A 17,449-nucleotide genomic window follows, 5' to 3' on the forward strand; every position below is an offset into this window, starting at 1 on the left:
ATAGGAGATGCTATGAAACTTCAAATCAGTCACCAAACCAACTATTATTACGATGAGCTGGCACATCGAAGTGTGCAATATATCCGCATGACGCCCATGCAGCTGCCACATCAAATCATTCATCAGTGGAACGTCATGCTACCCAAGGTAGCCACCAGTCAAAAAGATGGCTTTGGCAACGACTGGCTGACACTCAGCCGTAATGAGGCGCATAACAATCTACAAATGCAGGCGTCCGGTATTGTCGAAATTAACACGAGTACAGAGCGATTAGAGGATATGGACCATGTTCCCTATCTGTTATTTACCGTACAAAGCCCTTTGACAGCGTGCTCAGAAAATATGCGGGCATTTGCAGCGCCTTATCTAAAAACGCTGACTCATGACAGTCTGAAGGCGATGGCCGCTGAGCTACTCACAAAAGTGCCTTATATCAAAAACCTCACTCATGTCGGCACAACGGCTGCTGAAGCTTTTGAAATTGGCGCCGGCGTGTGCCAAGACCATACCCACATCTTTTTAGGGTGCTTACGAGATCAGCAGATTCCAGCGCGCTATGTATCAGGCTATCTCTATGATAATACCGAGAACCACATGGCCAGTCATGCATGGGCAGAAGTATGGCTAGATGGCTACTGGTACACATTTGATATCTCAAATCAGTTGTTCCAGCCAAGCTCTCATGTGTACGTCGCCATTGGCCGCGACTACTTAGATGCAGCACCTGTACGCGGTGTAAGGATGGGCGGTGGTTACGAAAATCTTTACAGTCAGGTACTGGTTTCAAGATTATCATAAATTATTTTCTACGCTCATTTTTACCAAGGATTTGTTATGACTTATTGTGCTGCCATTCGTCTCAAAGAAGGGATGATTTTTGCCAGCGATACTCGCACCAATGCAGGGGTTGATCACATCTCAACCTTTAGAAAACTGTACCAATATGGCGTTGAGGGTGAGCGCTTTATGGTGCTACAAACCGCTGGCAGTTTGGCGACGTCGCAAGCTGTGTTTAATAAACTGCAAAGTGATATTAATTTACGTGCAGAAGGTAGCCTCAACACTGTCTCATCGCTGTTTGATGGGGCGCAAATGGTTGGTGAATGCATGCGTAACATCATGGCAAACGCGCAGAGAGTGGCTAATGATAACAATAGCCGCACGTTTACCAGCTCATTTTTATTGGGTGGTCAAATCAAGGGGCAACCGCCCGAGCTATACATGATCTACCCTGAGGGCAACTGTATTAGAGCCACAAGAGACACGCCATTTTTTCAGTTGGGGGAAAGCAAATATGGCAAGCCGATTCTTGATCGCTCAGTCAGATATGACACCAATGTCAATCATGCAGCTCAAGCGTTGATGCTGTCTTTTGACTCCACCCTACACTCCAACTTGTCCGTCGGCATGCCCATTGATTTTGTGATTTATGAAAACGACAGTCTGATGTTACCAAAAGGCCGCCGTATCGAAGAAGACGATGAGTACTTCAAGACCATTAGCCGTCAGTGGTCAGCCGCCTTGCGTAATACCTTAATTGAATTGCCTGAATGTCCAGACAACTATTGGGGCTAGGTTATCCCATACTATGAAACCCAATCTAAACCTTTGTCATTACACCAATAAAAACGGAGCGGTGCGACTGTCTTCTGATTGGGCGACATCCCTTGGCGTGCCCTGAGCAACAATTATCCCGCCCGCATCCCCTGCTCCTGGCCCGATATCAATAATCCAGTCACTATTGCTGGCCACTTGCATATCATGCTCAACCATGATGACCGTGTTGCCAGCATCGACGAGATCATTTAACTGCGTCATTAGCATGGACACATCAACGGGATGTAGACCGGTGGTGGGTTCATCTAATATGTATAAGGTATCGCCTCGCTGTATACGTTGCAATTCAGTAGCAAGCTTGATGCGCTGTGCCTCCCCACCTGATAGCTCCGTCGCTGGCTGCCCCAAACGCAAATAACCAAGCCCAACTTGTAGTAGCGCGTCCAATGCCCGCACAATAGGCACCTCATCAACAAAAAACTCGTGAGCCGCTTCTACGGTTAAGTCCAGCACCTCAGCAATGTTCTTATCTCGATACGTGACCGCTAAGGTTTCTTTATCATAGCGCTGCCCATGACACACTTGGCAAGGTGCATAAACGCTTGGTAAGAACAACAGCTCAACACTGACAAATCCCAACCCTTCGCAATTTGGACAGCGGCCTTTTGTCGTGTTAAAGGAGAAACGCCCAGCATCATAACCACTAGCTTTTGCTTGCTTGGTCGCTGCAAACAGCTTACGTACATCATCAAATAAGCCAGTATAGGTTGCCAGATTCGAGCGCGGCGTCCGTCCGATCGCCTTTTGATTAATATTGATAAGACGGCGGATATGCTCCATACCAGATATGATTTCACCACCTGTTACCGCTTCAAGCTCTTGCTCAAGCAAATCTGCCTCCCCTATAGGTGCCTCCGCAACCGTTTTTTGTCCCAGTGCCTCATTGACGAGCTCGACTAATGCTTGACTGACAAGGCTCGATTTTCCTGAGCCTGAGACCCCAGTGACACTCGTCATTACCCCAAGCGGAAACGCAACGTCTAAACCTATTATGTTGTTGCGCTCGATGTTTGCAAGCTTAAGCCATGCTGTCGGCTCTCTGGTATCAGATTTAGACTGAGCGTTAGAGGTTGTATCAGCAAAAAGGTATCGACCCGTATGTGACTGTGCAACATCACGCAGTCCCTCTACAGGCCCACTGTAGACAATCTCGCCGCCATGCATGCCAGCCTTTGGTCCGACATCGACGATCCAATCGGCATGTCTGATAACACTCACGTCATGCTCCACGACAAACATAGAGTTGCCAGACGCGATGAGCTCATCCAGTGCCCCGAGCAGCGCTTGCGTATCGGCAGGATGAAGACCTGCGGACGGCTCATCAAGGACATAAACCACGCCAAAAAGCTGCGAGCGAATCTGGGTTGCCAGTCGCAATCGCTGAAGTTCACCAGGAGATAATGTTGGCGTCGTACGCTCAAGCGATAGATAACCCAAACCAAGCCTGGTCAGTGCCTCAACACGAGAGAGGATGTCGTTAGCAATACGCTGGGCAACGATGACTTTTTCGCGGTGTGGTGTGTCATCAGCTACTTTAGTCCGCGCTGTTTTCTCAAGTTTAATGGCCATTTCAGTTAAGGTTAGCTGTGACAGCTCACCGATATCCAATCCAGCAAACTTGACGGACAGCGATTCTTTTTTGAGTTTTTTGCCATGGCATTCTGGACACTCAGAGATTTGCATAAACTGCGAGACACGTTTTTTGGTACGCGGGCTTTGAGTTGTAGCAAAAGAATGTAAAATAAAGTTTTTGGCACTGGCAAAGGTGCCCATATAATTTGGCTTCTCCCCATTCTCAATCGCCTCGCGCGTTTGCTCAATATTGTACTCAGGATAAACGGGCACGGTTGGCGTGTCATCGGTAAACAAAATCCAGTCGCGCGTTTTTTTGGGCAGTGTGTGCCAAGGTTTATCGATATCATAGCCGAGTGTGGTCAATATGCGGCTAAGATTTTGACCTTGCCATGCTGGCGGCCATGCCGCAATCGCCCGCTCACGGATGGTCTTCGTATTATCTGGTACCAACAATGCTTCAGTTACTTCAAACACACGACCAATACCTGAGCAAGTCGGACAAGCACCGTCTGGCGTATTAGGAGAAAACGCGTCGGCATATAGCATCTCTTGGTTGGCTGGATACTCTCCTGCTCGTGAATACAGCATACGCAAACCGTTGGATATAGTGGTTACACTACCGACGGACGAGCGTACTGAGGGCGTACCGCGCTGCTGTTGTAGTGCCACAGCTGGTGGCAATCCTTCGATGCTATCGACATCTGGCTCATCGACTTGATCAATCAGTCGTCTTGCATAAGGAGATACCGAATCAAGATAGCGCCGTTGTGACTCGGCAAACAACGTCCCAAACGCCAATGATGACTTCCCTGAACCTGATATACCCGTAAAGACCACCAGTGCATTGCGAGGTAAATCAACATCGACGTTCTTTAGGTTATGCACGCGCGCACCCCTTACCTGAATGTTTTCTTGGTCGGGGTTGTATAGAGCGTTTTTAACGATACTTGTTTTATTTGTTTTTTCTAATTCTTTTTGGCTTGCCATAATACTATTCATTCCTATTGAGTCGTCGTTTATTCCCGAAGGTTCTATTTTTTGTACAACTGGCAGAAATGTTAACACGTACTTAGGTGGTGACATGATGAAGCTTACGTATTAGTAGCATAGATGGACAAAACGATAACTTAATCTATCAATTCATGAATAACAAAAAAAAGCTGCATTCATGCAGCTTTTTTAATTGGTAAAAGAGAGACTTTAGTTGTAAGCATGATGGTGTCAGTATTACCCCACCACAAGCCGCATCAATTGGGTACTAATATAACCACCAAACGTCCCCACCGCATAACCGAGAATACCCAAGAACACCCCAACAGGTGCAAGCGACGGATGAAATGCCGTTGCCACGATAGGCGCTGATGATGCACCGCCTGTATTGGCATTAGAGCCAACCGCCAAAAAGAAAAACGGCGCGCGAATGAGTCTTGCGACAACAAAAATAATGGCAACATGGATACTCATCCATAAAAAGCCAATCAATAAGAGACGCCACTGAGAGACAATACCTTCCAGATTAATCTGCATTCCGATGGCGGCAATCAACACAAAGATAAATACCGTACCGATTTTAGACGCGCCAGCGTGATCAAGACGACGAATTTTGGTAAAGGAAAAAATAACACCGATCAAGGTAATGATCACCACCATCCAAAAAAACGAGCTGGCAAAGCTATACTGTACTGCCCATTTGTATGGCGCAAAAAAATCTGCAATTTGCCCGCCGGCAAAGTGCGCCACTCCTACCATAGCAAAACATAACCCAAACATCACCATCAAATCATTTAAGGTCGCAGGCCGCGCATGATCACGCTCATAACTTTCGACGGCTGTAATGACTTTATCGATACTGCTGGTATCTGCTTTTAAAAAGCGGTCTATTTTCTCGCTGTGTTTAGCCATTACTAAAATTGCAAGCAACCACAATGAAGCATTGGTTGCATCCACCAAAATCATCATGCCAAACAAATCGTCGCTGACACCAAACAATTCTTTCATTGCTGCCTGATTGGCGGCGCCTCCAATCCAACTACCAGCCACGGCTGAAAACCCGCGCCATAAGGTATCATCGACAAACATTTCAGGCGATACCCATTTGGCGATTCCTAAACTAATAGGACCACTAATGATAATGGCAATACTAGCCGCAAAGAACATGGCAATAGCTTTCCAGCCCAACCCCAATATCTTAGGCACATCCATAGATAGGGTCATTAATAATAAACTTGCAGGCAACAAATAGGTTGCTGTGAAACCGTAAATCTGCGAACCAATACCGTCCGCAAAGACGCCCAAACTGTTGAGGGTTGCAGGTATAAAGCAGCACAAAACAATACCCGGTAATACCGCATAAAATCGTCGCCAAAACTTACCGGGCAATCCTTGGGTATAAAAAACCAAACCAATGATGGCCATAATGATGCCAAACGCCAGCGGCAAACTATCAATAGCTAAACTTGAGAAAGCGGGCATCAAATAGCTCCAAAGCATACGATAAAAGCCTGCCAGTATAGACAAGGCAAAAAAAACGCGCAAGCCACTATCTTGTACTTGCCACTCAAAATGGTTGGACTCACACAAACCAATAGACACAAAAAAGCCAGATAACAAGTATCTGGCTTTTTTATTAGCTTTACCGTTAACTTAGTCGCTTTTATAAAAGCCTTCGTTAACCATAAATAATCGTATTATTACGAGTTTTTACCACGGTTGCCGCCGTTTGGACGACCTTGACCACGGCTGTCAGAACGACCTGCTGGGCGACCTTGGCTGCCACTTGGACGACCGCGACCTGTTGCTGCACGCTCACCACGTGGAACGCCAGTGCTATCACCGCGGCTTGGGCCACCAGTGCGCTTGCCTTGATAAGGCTTGCCACCTGAACGCTCATTTGGCTTACCAGATGAATCACGTGGTTTGCCTTGATAACCGCTGTCATTGCTGGCACGTTGACTGGTTGCTGCGCTGTCGCTTGAGCGACCACGGCCTTGACCGCCACCACTAGATTTACCCGCATAGCCACCCGCTGAACGACCACGGCCTTGACCACCACCGTTAGAGCGTCCGCGACCACGGCCACGACCATTACCTTTGTTTTCGCTAGGCACGTATGTTTTCTTAGGCTCCATACCTTCGATAACACAGACTTCCATTTTGCGATCTAAATAACGGTTGATGGCGTTTAGCTGTGGACGATCATCCATGCTACATAGGCTGATTGCGATACCAGTACGACCAGCACGGCCACAACGACCGATACGATGGACGTAATCTTCTGTCTGACGCGGCAAGTCATAGTTAATAACGTGCGAGATTGCTGGTATGTCTAAACCACGGGCAGCAACGTCAGTCGCTACTAGGATTTTGACTTTACCGTTACGCAAGTCTTGAACGATACGGTTACGCTTGCTTTGTGGCAAATCGCCATGTAGGAAGCTGGCTTTATGACCTGCTTCTTGTAGCTGTTTTGCTAGCTTTTCAGTGCTACGTTTGGTGGCAGCAAAGATAATGATTTGATCCATGTCTTGCTGGCAAACGATTTTGTCAAGCAAGCGGTTCTTGTGATCAAAATCATCACAGTAGTACACTTTTTCTTCGATGTGCGCTGATTCTACTTTGATAGATACACGCTCAGGGTTTTTAGTGAAGCTAGCTGCGATTTTACCTACTGGGCCATCCCAAGTCGCTGAACACATGATCGTCTGACGATCAACTGGTGCTGCACGAAGAATATCACTGATGTCATCAGCAAAACCCATGTCTAGCATGCGATCCGCTTCGTCAAGTACCAATACTTCTAGATTTGATAGGTCAACACGGCCTGCATTGATATGATCAAGTAAACGACCAGGTGTTGCAACGATAACTTGGACGCCTTTTTTCAGAGCAGTGATCTGACCGTTGTATGGCGCGCCGCCAACCAATGGTACACAGAATAAACCGCGCATGTCTTTAGAGTAAGTACGGACACTATCATGTACTTGCTGAGCAAGTTCGCGCGTTGGCGTTAGGATAAGGGCTTTGGTTAGTTTGTCAAAGCTGGTTGCACGGCTCAAACGATCAAGTACTGGGATTACGAATGCTGCAGTCTTACCACTACCTGTTTGCGCTGACAACAATAGGTCACGACCTTCTAGAGCAAAAGGAATGGCTTGTGCTTGGATAGGTGTTGGGTTGGTGTAACCACTACGATCAAGTGCCGTAAGAATTGGTTTGGCAATACCAAGATCGGTAAAGGTAACTTTATTTTCTTCAGTAGCGTCAGTAGTCGCCGCTTGATTATCAGTATCAGTATTTGCTGGAGTGTTGTTGCTTTCGATGATGCCGTTTTCAGCGGCGATTGTAGATAAGATATCAGTCATGAGAATCCTTGGTAAGTATAAGTTGCTGTAAATTCAGCAATCTTGATGCATACCACTGATAACCGTTCACCACGCAGCCTTTATTGAAGTATCATCGCAGCACATAAAAGTGTCGATAATAAGAAACGAAGCCAATAAAGCCTCGATAATAAATGCGTTTGTGCTGTCTGACGTATTTTGGTGGTAGTGCCGAGTGTCTCATCCTTGCTTGATATAAACGTATTATTGATGCTTTGTCCAAAGCAGATAATCGCATATAACAACCAATTTGACCCCTCTTTACGGGTCAGTAGATAAGATATGAGTCAAAAATAACTGTTATTTATATAAAGTGTTATTTAAGTACACAAAATCATCGGCAACAATTACTTATGGTCATCCTAGACCCAAAATCGCAGGCGATGTTATCAATCTCATAATTCACGATAGACTAAGCTAACGTGGCGACGCAGTATATCACATTAAAAAACTATTTGTAGCTGTTTTTTTTGATTAGTGTAGAAGCAGTCGCAGGATTGCGGTTTCTACACCCTATTGAGACGTATATCGGCTACTATTATTGAGCTGTTCTAACCTCAGTCACATAGGTGGGTAGCTCCCATGCACCTCCAGCTGCAATCAAACGACAGAGCCCAGTAGTGCTTTCATAGCTTTTTTCAAATGATTTGCCCGTCCATATCCACTCGCTTTTGGCTAAGCAGTCACCAATACCGCGACCTCTCTGCACTGAGGTTATTTTGCCTTCGTCGTAGCCTGTGGCACTAGTAGTGACTAATGTCGGATTGTAAGGCTTGCTGTCATTCATTACCCACACGCCTGTACCGACATTGTAAGCCCCTCTCCAACATTCATGCTGCACCAATAGTTGTGAACCATTCAAACGATTGATGCGCCATGGCGACTTGTCTGGCAGATTTGGGCAATCACTATCTACTTCTTTCATTGTACCTTTCATAATGGTTGCTAGCTGAGAAGAGCGCATGCCAAATTTTTTATTATTATTAGAAACCGCTTTGGAATTAGGTAATACAAAGCGTAATTTTGGGACAGCCTTTGGGGGTATTACGCTGCTATTGGTCTTAGCCGCACCTTCGCGATCAATAAAGGCGTTTGACGTCCCTACTCGACCTTGGGCTTCGTCCGCCTTTAGCATAACGGCACTAGCGCCTTTATCAGAAAGCTGCCAACGTGAATTACGCAGTACCAACTCGATTTTGCTGGATTTGGTTAACGCATCTAGAAGTGCGCTTACTTGCGTTTCAGTCAGCTCAGCGTTACCTGCCGTGGCTGAAAAGGTTTTGGTTTCGCCATAGTTTTTATCGTTAATAAACAAAGAGATACGATGGCGATCACCCAACTGCATGAGTGCTTTGGATGAGCTTTCTTTAGCGCCTCCAAGCTTCACTTTACCTTCTACGGTTGCATTCGCACCTGCGCGGCGCACAAGCAACACGGAAACAGGCAGCTCACTATTATTCTCAGCTTGATAGCCTGCAAGCCGGCAAGTCATGGTATTGTCGCAGGCAACTTGCCAATCTTGGTTCGCAAACTCGACACCTGCGTGCGCCATGGTGACATTGCTAAGCAAAGCTGCGCTCATGGCAACGACCACAGGAGTAAGCCTGTGGTTTTTTATTCTCAATGAAGCCATCTTTTTTATTAGATTGGATTTGATTGTAGAATAAGTCATATAGTACGACCTTAAGCATTTGTTGGCATATATCGATTGATCTGTTTAAAAGACCGTGCCAAAATTTTTGGTAAAATTAAGCGATGAATAAGTAGCACAGACAATCACTTGATCGTCTTAGCTCACATCAGTTTTTACTCATAAAATGACGACAAACATCTGTCTGTCAGAATATTGCTTACCTATCTTAACTTATCAGTGTTTCTGATTGTTATGATAATGTAGTATTTCGTAAGAAAACAATATTATAGTCATTATAATATACTTACCTGTGAATATAATATATCAAATAGCACTAAGGCCGATAAGCGGGGTACTTATCGGCCTTAGCGGCAATACAGTGTTGAATGAGCTATTAATTTATTTAATCGATTGGCGTTAATGCCAGATCAACCGCACGTTTCACCGCAGGACGCTCAGCGATTTTTTGCGCCCAGCGCTTCACATGTTTATAGTCATCTACTTGTAAGAATTCTGCTGCCTCATAAAGCTTACCCAGTACCAGCTGACCATACCATGCCCAAACAATCATATCCGCAATATTATAATCGTCCTCAGTATTGCCACACAGGTACTCATTTTCTTTTAGATGCGTGTCAAGCACATCAAGCTGACGCTTTACTTCCATCGTATAGCGATTGATTGGATACTCTAACGGTTCAGGTGCATAGGCATAGAAATGACCAAAGCCACCGCCTAAGAAAGGTGCACTACCCATCTGCCACATCACCCAAGACAGACAATCCGCTCGTGCTTTGCCTATGGATACAGGAATGAACTTACCAAATTTTTCTGCCAAGTACATTAAGATGGCACCTGACTCAAAGATGGCGATAGGTTCGCCATTTGTATCAGTAGAATGGTCTACTAAGGCTGGAATTTTTGAGTTGGGATTGATGGCCACAAACCCTGAGCCGAACTGATCGCCTTTAGAGATATCAATCTTATAAGCATCATATTCAGCGCCTTTCACACCAATCTCTGCCAGCTCCTCCAATAATATATTCGCCTTTACTCCATTTGGGGTATTCAAGGAATATAATTGTAGTGGCGCATCACCTACTGGTAGCGCTTTTTCATAACGTGCGCCTGCTGTCGGACGATTGATACTAGCGAATTTACCACCATTTTCTTTGTCTTGTACCCAAACCTTTGGCGGTACATAGGTATTGGTTTGTTCAGTGGCATGATGGTTTGAATTATTGTTGTCCTGACTCATAACATATCCTCAGTTTATTTTTTTTGATGTATCTCTATAATGGATGTCCACTATAACGAGAATTTGCCCTTATATTAAAGTCCTCTCTTGTAAGCAATGTTATCGTACATTGTTTTAGCACTTTTCTGCCTTGACTGCGAATCGTTACCTTGAGTCACTTTTATTCTCGGTATGTCTTTCTTATACTACTTGGCTTACATGCTGACTCACCATTTATTGGTAAGTGGTAAAAAACACTATTTGTCTGGTTTTATGACAGAATATTTAATGAGATTTACATGGTAACGCTCACCCCAACACAAGATAAATATCTGCCTTATGTACTAGCAGTAGCGTTGTTTATGCAAATATTAGACGCCACTATATTAAACACCTCACTACCACAAATGGCGCAAGCACTGGGCGAATCGCCTTTAAAAATGCAGTGGGCAGTGATCAGTTATGCATTGACCTTAGCCATATTTATCCCTCTTAGTGGTTTTTTGGCTGACAAATATGGAACCCGCCGCGTATTTTTATCCGCAATCATTATATTTTGTATTGGCTCACTGTTATGCGCCGTCTCGCCAACGCTGAATCTCTTGATTGCTTCTCGGGTTATTCAAGCCATTGGTGGCGCAATGATGACGCCTGTTGCTCGTCTCATATTGGTCAAATCTTACCCACGTAATAAGCTATTAACGGTCATGAATTTTGCGGTCATACCGGCATTAGTTGCGCCCTTGGTAGGACCAATTTTGGGTGGTTATATTGTGCAATATGCCAGCTGGCATTGGATATTTTTGATCAATATACCAATGGGGATAGCAGGTTTTTTGATGGGGAAGAAACTGGTTCCTGCGTTATTTGAAGATACCAAACGTCTTGACTGGTCAGGGTTTTTACTCTTTGCGGCAGCGGCTTGCGGGTTTACACTGGCTGTAGAATTCGGCTCACAAACAGGACATGGACTTTATGGTCTACTCTTTAGTCTTGGCGCAAGCCTATTGATAGGGGCTTATATTTGGCATGCCAAACGTCAATCTGCGTCGTTGTTCCCATTGGCCTTGTTCGATGTTCGTACCTTTCGAACAGGTATTGTCGGCAACTTGTTTACACGGCTTGGCATCAGTGCGGTGCCCTTTTTATTGCCATTACTGCTGCAAGTCGTGTTTGAATATTCTCCATCAAAGGCAGGCTGGCTCCTTGCTCCTATTGCTGTAGGCGCAATCGGTATCAAGCCCTTTGTGAGTAAGATCATTCAGCGTTACAGCTACCGCAAAGTTTTGATCTACAACACCTCAGTGATGGGCTCACTTATCTTGGTTTTAACGCAGTTTAATGACGCCTCACAGTGGCTTTGGTTTATTCCTATTTTGACCATCATGGGCGCTTGTAACTCCTTACAATTCAGCGCGATGAATACCATTACAATTGGTGATCTCCAAGGCGCACAGACCAGTAGCGGCAATAGCTTGATGGCCGTTAATCAACAGCTAGCCATTAGCTTTGGTATTGCTTTTGGTGCAGCCATTTTAAATCTATTACGTGAGCGTATACAGATGGATACGTTAACAGCATTTCAAACCACATTTTTTGTCATGGGTGTATTAACGATTCTCTCTGCAATGGTATTTATGCGCTTGAAACCTGAAGACGGCCGTGGTTTGTATTGACAGTAAAAACGTGACTACCGGTGTTAGCTTCCATAGATTTGTTAAACGTCACACATAAAAATGCCAGCATGGGGTTGGTATAAACCAAAACTCATGCTGGCATCTGATATGGCGTGATCGCCAATCAATGATAGGTTTAACGCTTAGATCGTGTCATCATCATTGATTTGTGATTGAATGTATCGTTCTACACCCATACTTTTGATTAAGTCTTCTTGAGTCTCAAGCCAATCTTGATATTCCTCATTACCATCTTTTAAAATGGTCAATAACTGACGAGAAACATAATCGGCTTTTGATTCACACAATTCGATGGCATCAGTAAGGATAGCAAATTTCTGCTTTTCTAAACGCAAATTGCAATCGATCAACTCTGGCACATCTTCGCCAATAAACATCTTACCGTAATCTTGCAAATTGGGTAAGCCACCTAATAATAAAATACGTGCAATCAAATCATCTGACCATTTCATCTCAGCGATAGATTGTTTGTAAAAATTTTCGTTAAGCGCTTCTAAGCCCCAATGACGGGCAATGCGTGCATGCAAAAAATACTGGTTGATGGCAATCAATGACTGCCCGAGTACTTTGTTTAAAGCACGAATGACCTCTTTGTCCCCTTTCATAACATCTCTCCCTACTTATTTATTGTTTTAGCTGACCCTAGGGGTCAGTTTTTATGACGATTCATATCTTTCGTAATATTAAATAAGATTGGGAGTGACTTCAGCCATTTGGCTTTGGAGGTAATTTGGCAGACCAATCATGTCGATAAGACGCAACTGCTGTTCCAGCCAATGAGCGTGATCTTCTTCGGTGTCTTTTAACTGCTCAACGAGCATCTCACGCGTGACGTAATCTCTCTCTTCTTCACACAGCGCAATCCCGTCTTTTAAATGCTTCTGTACTTGATACTCTAAATCAAGATCCAGTTGTAGCATCTCAGGGACAGTAGCGCCAATGTTAATGGTATCCACCGTCATTTTCGGCGTACCACTTAGCATCAAGATGCGGCGAATAATGGCTTGCGCGTGTAAGGTCTCATCTTCCATCTCATGATGAATACGGTCATACAGTTTGCCGTAATGCCACTCAGCATACATCTCTGAATGTATAAAATACTGGTCACGAGCAGCCAGCTCACCACCTAATAAAAAATTTAAATAATCTATGACTTTTTGGCTACCTATCATAACCCATACTCCTCTATGTATATTTATACATTACCGTATATCTAAAATTCATCACATAATAGTAGCAATGTCAGTAAAAATCACATGCAATAATATGCTCTGTTACTTTATCTAAATAATAGTAACATACAGGCGCTGTATGACATGTAATATTATGAACTAAGAATAAGATGCTAGTTGAGAATCATAATTAGCTAGCGTTTATAAAGGCAACAGGCATTTATCACGTTGAAAAGACATGAATAAAAGGATAGCTGTTTTTTTGAAAAGTACTGTAGAAATTTGCCAATTACCCTGTGTCTTTTATATATTGAGGGTAAAGACATGAAATTAGATGTACTGTGTTTTATAACAATACATCTAAGATATTTAAAATAGAGAATTTTTAGATCCACTATATTTAGACAGCATAGGCTAGGATATCTAATTTCGCATGGTGTTCATCTAGGTAATCATTTACCATTGGCTCGCAGCAGCCACAGCAGGTTGCAACGTCAAGCGTATCTTTTAGACCTTCAAGAGTATCAATACCTGAAGCAATAGCAGCTTTGATTTGTTTTTCTTTCACGTCATTACAGATACATACGTACATACACCAGCTCTCCTGAATACCATCATTCGGTAACTACTTTACTGCTTATAAATATTGGGCATTGATGACAAATCTTATAGGTCAATAGATAGTCACCCACCCACTTCACTGCCTATCAATTTGCTACCTAATAAAATTCTGCGTAGCAATTTAAGTATAATAACGATAATTATTATCATTTGCAATAGTATTTTACAATTGAGTGCGCAAAAAAATAGCCTTCTATTACAGTCAGTTAACTGATGTAGATTAATATGGTTACTACTGTAACTAAACAAGATAAAAGGTAGTAAATTGACGACGAACTGTAATTTAGCTTATCTTTTAATCGATTTTGTAGATAACTGCTGTTATATTGAAGGCCTATTAATCTAGCCTTATTGGAACTATTCTATGTCTGATAATAATTTTACAATACGACCTATTGAGTTGTTTAAAGTCTTATCTGATCCGACGCGCTTAAAAATATTTCAAATATTATTCCGAAAAGAAGCACGTTGTGTGGGTGAGTTGGTTGACATATTGGACCAGCCGCAGCCAACCATATCTCGTCACTTGAACCATCTAAAGAAACTGGGTATTTTGAGCTGTGTTCGTGATGGTACTTGGATGTGGTATGAGGTTGCTGATGATTTACCCGAATGGTGTGAGCATATTCTAGAGATTACCTACAAGCAAATATTGACCAAAGACATTGATATGTCAGAACCTGCTTAGATAGAGGGTGTATACAGCAAGACTGGCTTTTAGCACGGATTAAAGGCAATAAAAAAGACCCATTTAAGATAGGTCTTTTTTATTGCCTTTAAGAAGCTAATCGTTCCAACACTATAAGTCTATAGCGTACTCTCAGTTTTTATACAAGATTCAATGTTATATAAAATACCATTCTATACGAGATCGAGGAAATCACTGATGAAAGCATTGGCTGGCTGATGTATCAACTCTTCCGATGTTCCCACCTGCTCTACACGTCCTTGGTTCATAACCACAATCTCATCAGATACGGCACGTGCTTCTTCTTGATCATGAGTAACCATAATACTAGTAATACCTAGCTCATGATGAATATTTTTTAGCCAAGTGCGTAGCTCTTTACGTACTTTGGCATCCAATGCGCCAAATGGCTCATCAAGTAATAGTAGTTTTGGCTTGACAGCAAGCGCCCGTGCCAGCGCAATCCGTTGACGCTGTCCGCCTGATAGTTGGTGCGGATAAGCATTGGCAACTTGGGGCAACTGTACCAAATCTAACAGTTCTGCGACACGCTTATTAATCTCAGCTTTGTTAGGTCGCTCATTTTTTGGCAATAATGTCAATCCAAACGCCACATTATCAGCGATGTTTTTATGACGAAACAATGCGTAATGCTGAAACATAAAACCAATATGACGTTTTTGCACAGGGGTATTGGTGACATCCAAATCATCAAACAGTATTTGTCCAGAGTCCGCGTACTCCAAACCTGCAATGATACGCAGCAACGTGGTTTTACCACAGCCTGAGGGTCCAAGCAACGTGGTTAGCTTACCCGTTGGTACGGTAATGTTGATATCGTCTAAGGCTACGAAATCACCAAACTTTTTATTAACGTTACGAATCTCGATACTCATAATAATATCTCTTATTGTCTCTTTTGGCGTATCGTATCAGTGTATCTGGGCGACACCCAATGTCTCAATTATCAGTGGTTTAAATCATACTGCTGACTTCAATACCATTTATTTTTACGGCTTATCTTGACTGGTAGGAATGGTCGCACTCGCACTTGCTGGTAGCTCGGGTGCGCTTGCCAACCTTTCAGACTTAGCAAATTTACGCTCTTGCAGCTTGGTCATGACCTGCTGAATCAGTAAGGTGATTAGCGCTAGGGCCGCAAGTAAGCTCGACAAAGCAAACGCAGCGGTAAAGTTATAATCATTATAAGCAATCTCAACCAACAGTGGCATCGTATTGGTTTCGCCACGAATGTGACCTGATACCACGCTCACAGCACCAAACTCACCCATCGCGCGCGCATTGGTCAGAATCAAACCATATAGCAACGCCCACTTAATATTGGGTAATGTCACATGCCAAAAAGTCTGCCAACCAGAAGCTCCTAGAGTCAGTGCGGCTTGCTCCTCACTATCGCCTTGAGTCTGCATCAGAGGTATCAGCTCACGTGCTACAAAGGGAAACGTCACAAACAAGGTCGCCAAAACAATACCAGGAACCGCATAAATAACTTGGAAACCCATACTCTCAAGCCAGCCGCCAAGAGTAGAGTTTAGACCAAACAACAATACAAACATCAAACCGGCAACAACGGGTGAGACAGAGAACGGCAAATCAAGTAACGTGGTGACCAGCTGCTTACCTTTGAACTGATAACGCGTGACCAACCAAGCGATAGCGATACCCATCACCATATTGATCGGTAAGACAATAGCGGCAGTAATGAGGGTAAGTTTGATGGCTTCCAACGCTTCTGGATCAACCAGTGAGGCAATATACAGCTGCCAACCACTCTTAAAGGCTTCATAAAATACCGCCAACAACGGTATGACCAACATAACAACCATAAATAAGACAGCAATCACGATAAAAGTGCGACGTATCCACGGTGTATCTTTGGTGGCTGGATTGCTTTGGTAGTCGTAGCTATTGGATATTTGCATGTTAGCGGGCTCCTACGCGGCGCGACAGCTTCCACTGTACGATGTTGATTGTCAATAAAATCACAAAGGAGATCAGTAGCATAAACAGCGCAACAGCCGAGGCACCTTGAACATCGAACTGCTCAAGCTTACTGATAATAATGAGTGGCAAGATCTCAGACTGCATCGGAATATTACCCGCAATAAAGATAACTGAACCATACTCACCGGTGGCACGTGCAAACATCATCCCTGCGCCCATCAATAAGGCAGGCAACAGCTCTGGTAGGATAACCTTTCGAAATGTGGTTAAGCGATTGGCACCCAGTACCGCTGAGGCCTCTTCAAACTCAACCGACAGCTCGGCAAGCACAGGCTGTACAGCACGGACGATAAAGGGAAAACTAACCACCACCAATGCAAGCCAAATACCTATCGGGGTAAAAGCCACCTGAATATCGAATTTTGCAAACCACTGCCCTATCAACCCATTCGGGGCATAAAGCGTGGCAAGTGAAATCCCCGTCACTGCTGTTGGCAACGCAAAAGGCAGATCGACCAACGCATTGATCAGTGACTTACCCCAAAACTCATAACGTACCAGCACCCAAGCAACCAACGTACCAAATACCATATTGGTCAGCATGGCCAAAAACGACATCCATAAGCTCAGCTTAATAGCAGCAGTGACTTGCGGCTGACTGATGGTTTCCCAAAATCCAGTCCAGCCCATTTGCGTTGTGGTATAGGCCATCATGGCAAAGGGTAACACCACCAATAACGATAAGCTAAAGACAGTAATGCCCATACTTAAACCAAAACCTGGCAACACATTGCGTTGACGCAAACGTGTCAGCCAACCTTTTTTAAGCGGCTTACTGGCAGAAGAAGATGTTGCACTCATAGTG

The 17,449-nt window shown here is 44.0% G+C and carries 15 protein-coding genes; 4 read left to right on the plus strand and 11 right to left on the minus strand.

Features of this window, described 5'->3' with window-relative positions:
- Positions 1-12 precede the first annotated feature (12 nt).
- Positions 13-798 carry a transglutaminase family protein gene (locus tag FW759_RS00900; RefSeq protein ID WP_062844599.1) on the plus strand — a complete coding sequence of 262 codons (786 nt, stop codon included), beginning with the start codon at positions 13-15 and terminating at the stop codon, positions 796-798.
- 36 nt (positions 799-834) lie between these two features.
- Positions 835-1,575, plus strand: coding sequence for a peptidase (locus FW759_RS00905; protein WP_095570610.1), 741 nt, complete (start codon positions 835-837; stop codon positions 1,573-1,575).
- 39 nt (positions 1,576-1,614) lie between these two features.
- Here the strand turns inward: FW759_RS00905 and uvrA are convergent, their stop codons facing one another.
- From uvrA to yghU, 5 genes are all read right to left on the minus strand, one after another.
- The gene (gene uvrA / locus FW759_RS00910) at positions 1,615-4,179 is read right to left on the minus strand and encodes an excinuclease ABC subunit UvrA (RefSeq protein WP_446441920.1); all 2,565 of its coding nucleotides are present in this window, start codon (positions 4,177-4,179) and stop codon (positions 1,615-1,617) included.
- A gap of 240 nt (positions 4,180-4,419) precedes the next feature.
- Positions 4,420-5,664 carry a DUF819 family protein gene (locus FW759_RS00915; protein ID WP_095570652.1) on the minus strand — a complete coding sequence of 415 codons (1,245 nt, stop codon included), beginning with the start codon at positions 5,662-5,664 and terminating at the stop codon, positions 4,420-4,422.
- A 218-nt stretch (positions 5,665-5,882) separates the two neighbouring features.
- Positions 5,883-7,553 carry a DEAD/DEAH box helicase gene (locus FW759_RS00920; protein WP_446441921.1) on the minus strand — a complete coding sequence of 557 codons (1,671 nt, stop codon included), beginning with the start codon at positions 7,551-7,553 and terminating at the stop codon, positions 5,883-5,885.
- A gap of 556 nt (positions 7,554-8,109) precedes the next feature.
- Positions 8,110-9,243 carry a DUF1176 domain-containing protein gene (locus FW759_RS00925; RefSeq protein ID WP_446441922.1) on the minus strand — a complete coding sequence of 378 codons (1,134 nt, stop codon included), beginning with the start codon at positions 9,241-9,243 and terminating at the stop codon, positions 8,110-8,112.
- Positions 9,244-9,607: 364 nt separating this feature from the next.
- Positions 9,608-10,462, minus strand: coding sequence for a glutathione-dependent disulfide-bond oxidoreductase (yghU, locus tag FW759_RS00930; protein ID WP_446441923.1), 855 nt, complete (start codon positions 10,460-10,462; stop codon positions 9,608-9,610).
- Between the two features lie 278 nt (positions 10,463-10,740).
- On the opposite strand from yghU, the gene FW759_RS00935 reads away from it, so the two are divergent.
- On the plus strand, positions 10,741-12,117 hold the full coding sequence (locus FW759_RS00935; protein ID WP_446441924.1) for a DHA2 family efflux MFS transporter permease subunit: 1,377 nt from the start codon (positions 10,741-10,743) through the stop codon (positions 12,115-12,117).
- A 143-nt stretch (positions 12,118-12,260) separates the two neighbouring features.
- Here the strand turns inward: FW759_RS00935 and bfr (FW759_RS00940) are convergent, their stop codons facing one another.
- From bfr (FW759_RS00940) to FW759_RS00950, 3 genes are all read right to left on the minus strand, one after another.
- Positions 12,261-12,743: a bacterioferritin gene (gene bfr / locus FW759_RS00940; RefSeq protein WP_446441925.1), complete on the minus strand. Its 483-nt coding sequence runs from the start codon at positions 12,741-12,743 to the stop codon at positions 12,261-12,263.
- 78 nt (positions 12,744-12,821) lie between these two features.
- Positions 12,822-13,310, minus strand: coding sequence for a bacterioferritin (bfr, locus tag FW759_RS00945; RefSeq protein ID WP_443568231.1), 489 nt, complete (start codon positions 13,308-13,310; stop codon positions 12,822-12,824).
- A 400-nt stretch (positions 13,311-13,710) separates the two neighbouring features.
- Positions 13,711-13,902, minus strand: a complete 192-nt coding sequence (locus tag FW759_RS00950; protein WP_062844608.1) for a (2Fe-2S)-binding protein — start codon at positions 13,900-13,902, stop codon at positions 13,711-13,713.
- Between the two features lie 393 nt (positions 13,903-14,295).
- Here FW759_RS00950 and FW759_RS00955 point away from each other — a divergent pair, with 393 nt between their 5' ends.
- Positions 14,296-14,619 (plus strand): ArsR/SmtB family transcription factor, encoded by a 324-nt coding sequence (locus FW759_RS00955; protein WP_062844609.1) that lies wholly within the window; start codon positions 14,296-14,298, stop codon positions 14,617-14,619.
- A gap of 173 nt (positions 14,620-14,792) precedes the next feature.
- Here the strand turns inward: FW759_RS00955 and FW759_RS00960 are convergent, their stop codons facing one another.
- The 3 genes from FW759_RS00960 to cysT form a co-directional block, all read right to left on the minus strand.
- Positions 14,793-15,515: a sulfate/molybdate ABC transporter ATP-binding protein gene (locus tag FW759_RS00960; protein WP_084387291.1), complete on the minus strand. Its 723-nt coding sequence runs from the start codon at positions 15,513-15,515 to the stop codon at positions 14,793-14,795.
- A 114-nt stretch (positions 15,516-15,629) separates the two neighbouring features.
- Positions 15,630-16,562, minus strand: coding sequence for a sulfate ABC transporter permease subunit CysW (gene cysW / locus FW759_RS00965; protein ID WP_353669819.1), 933 nt, complete (start codon positions 16,560-16,562; stop codon positions 15,630-15,632).
- 1 nt (position 16,563) lies between these two features.
- Complete coding sequence (gene cysT, locus FW759_RS00970) at positions 16,564-17,445, minus strand: sulfate ABC transporter permease subunit CysT (RefSeq protein ID WP_131397535.1); 882 nt, start codon at positions 17,443-17,445, stop codon at positions 16,564-16,566.
- Between the last annotated feature and the right edge of the window lie 4 nt (positions 17,446-17,449).

Source organism: Psychrobacter sp. 1176_08, from assembly GCF_052850615.1.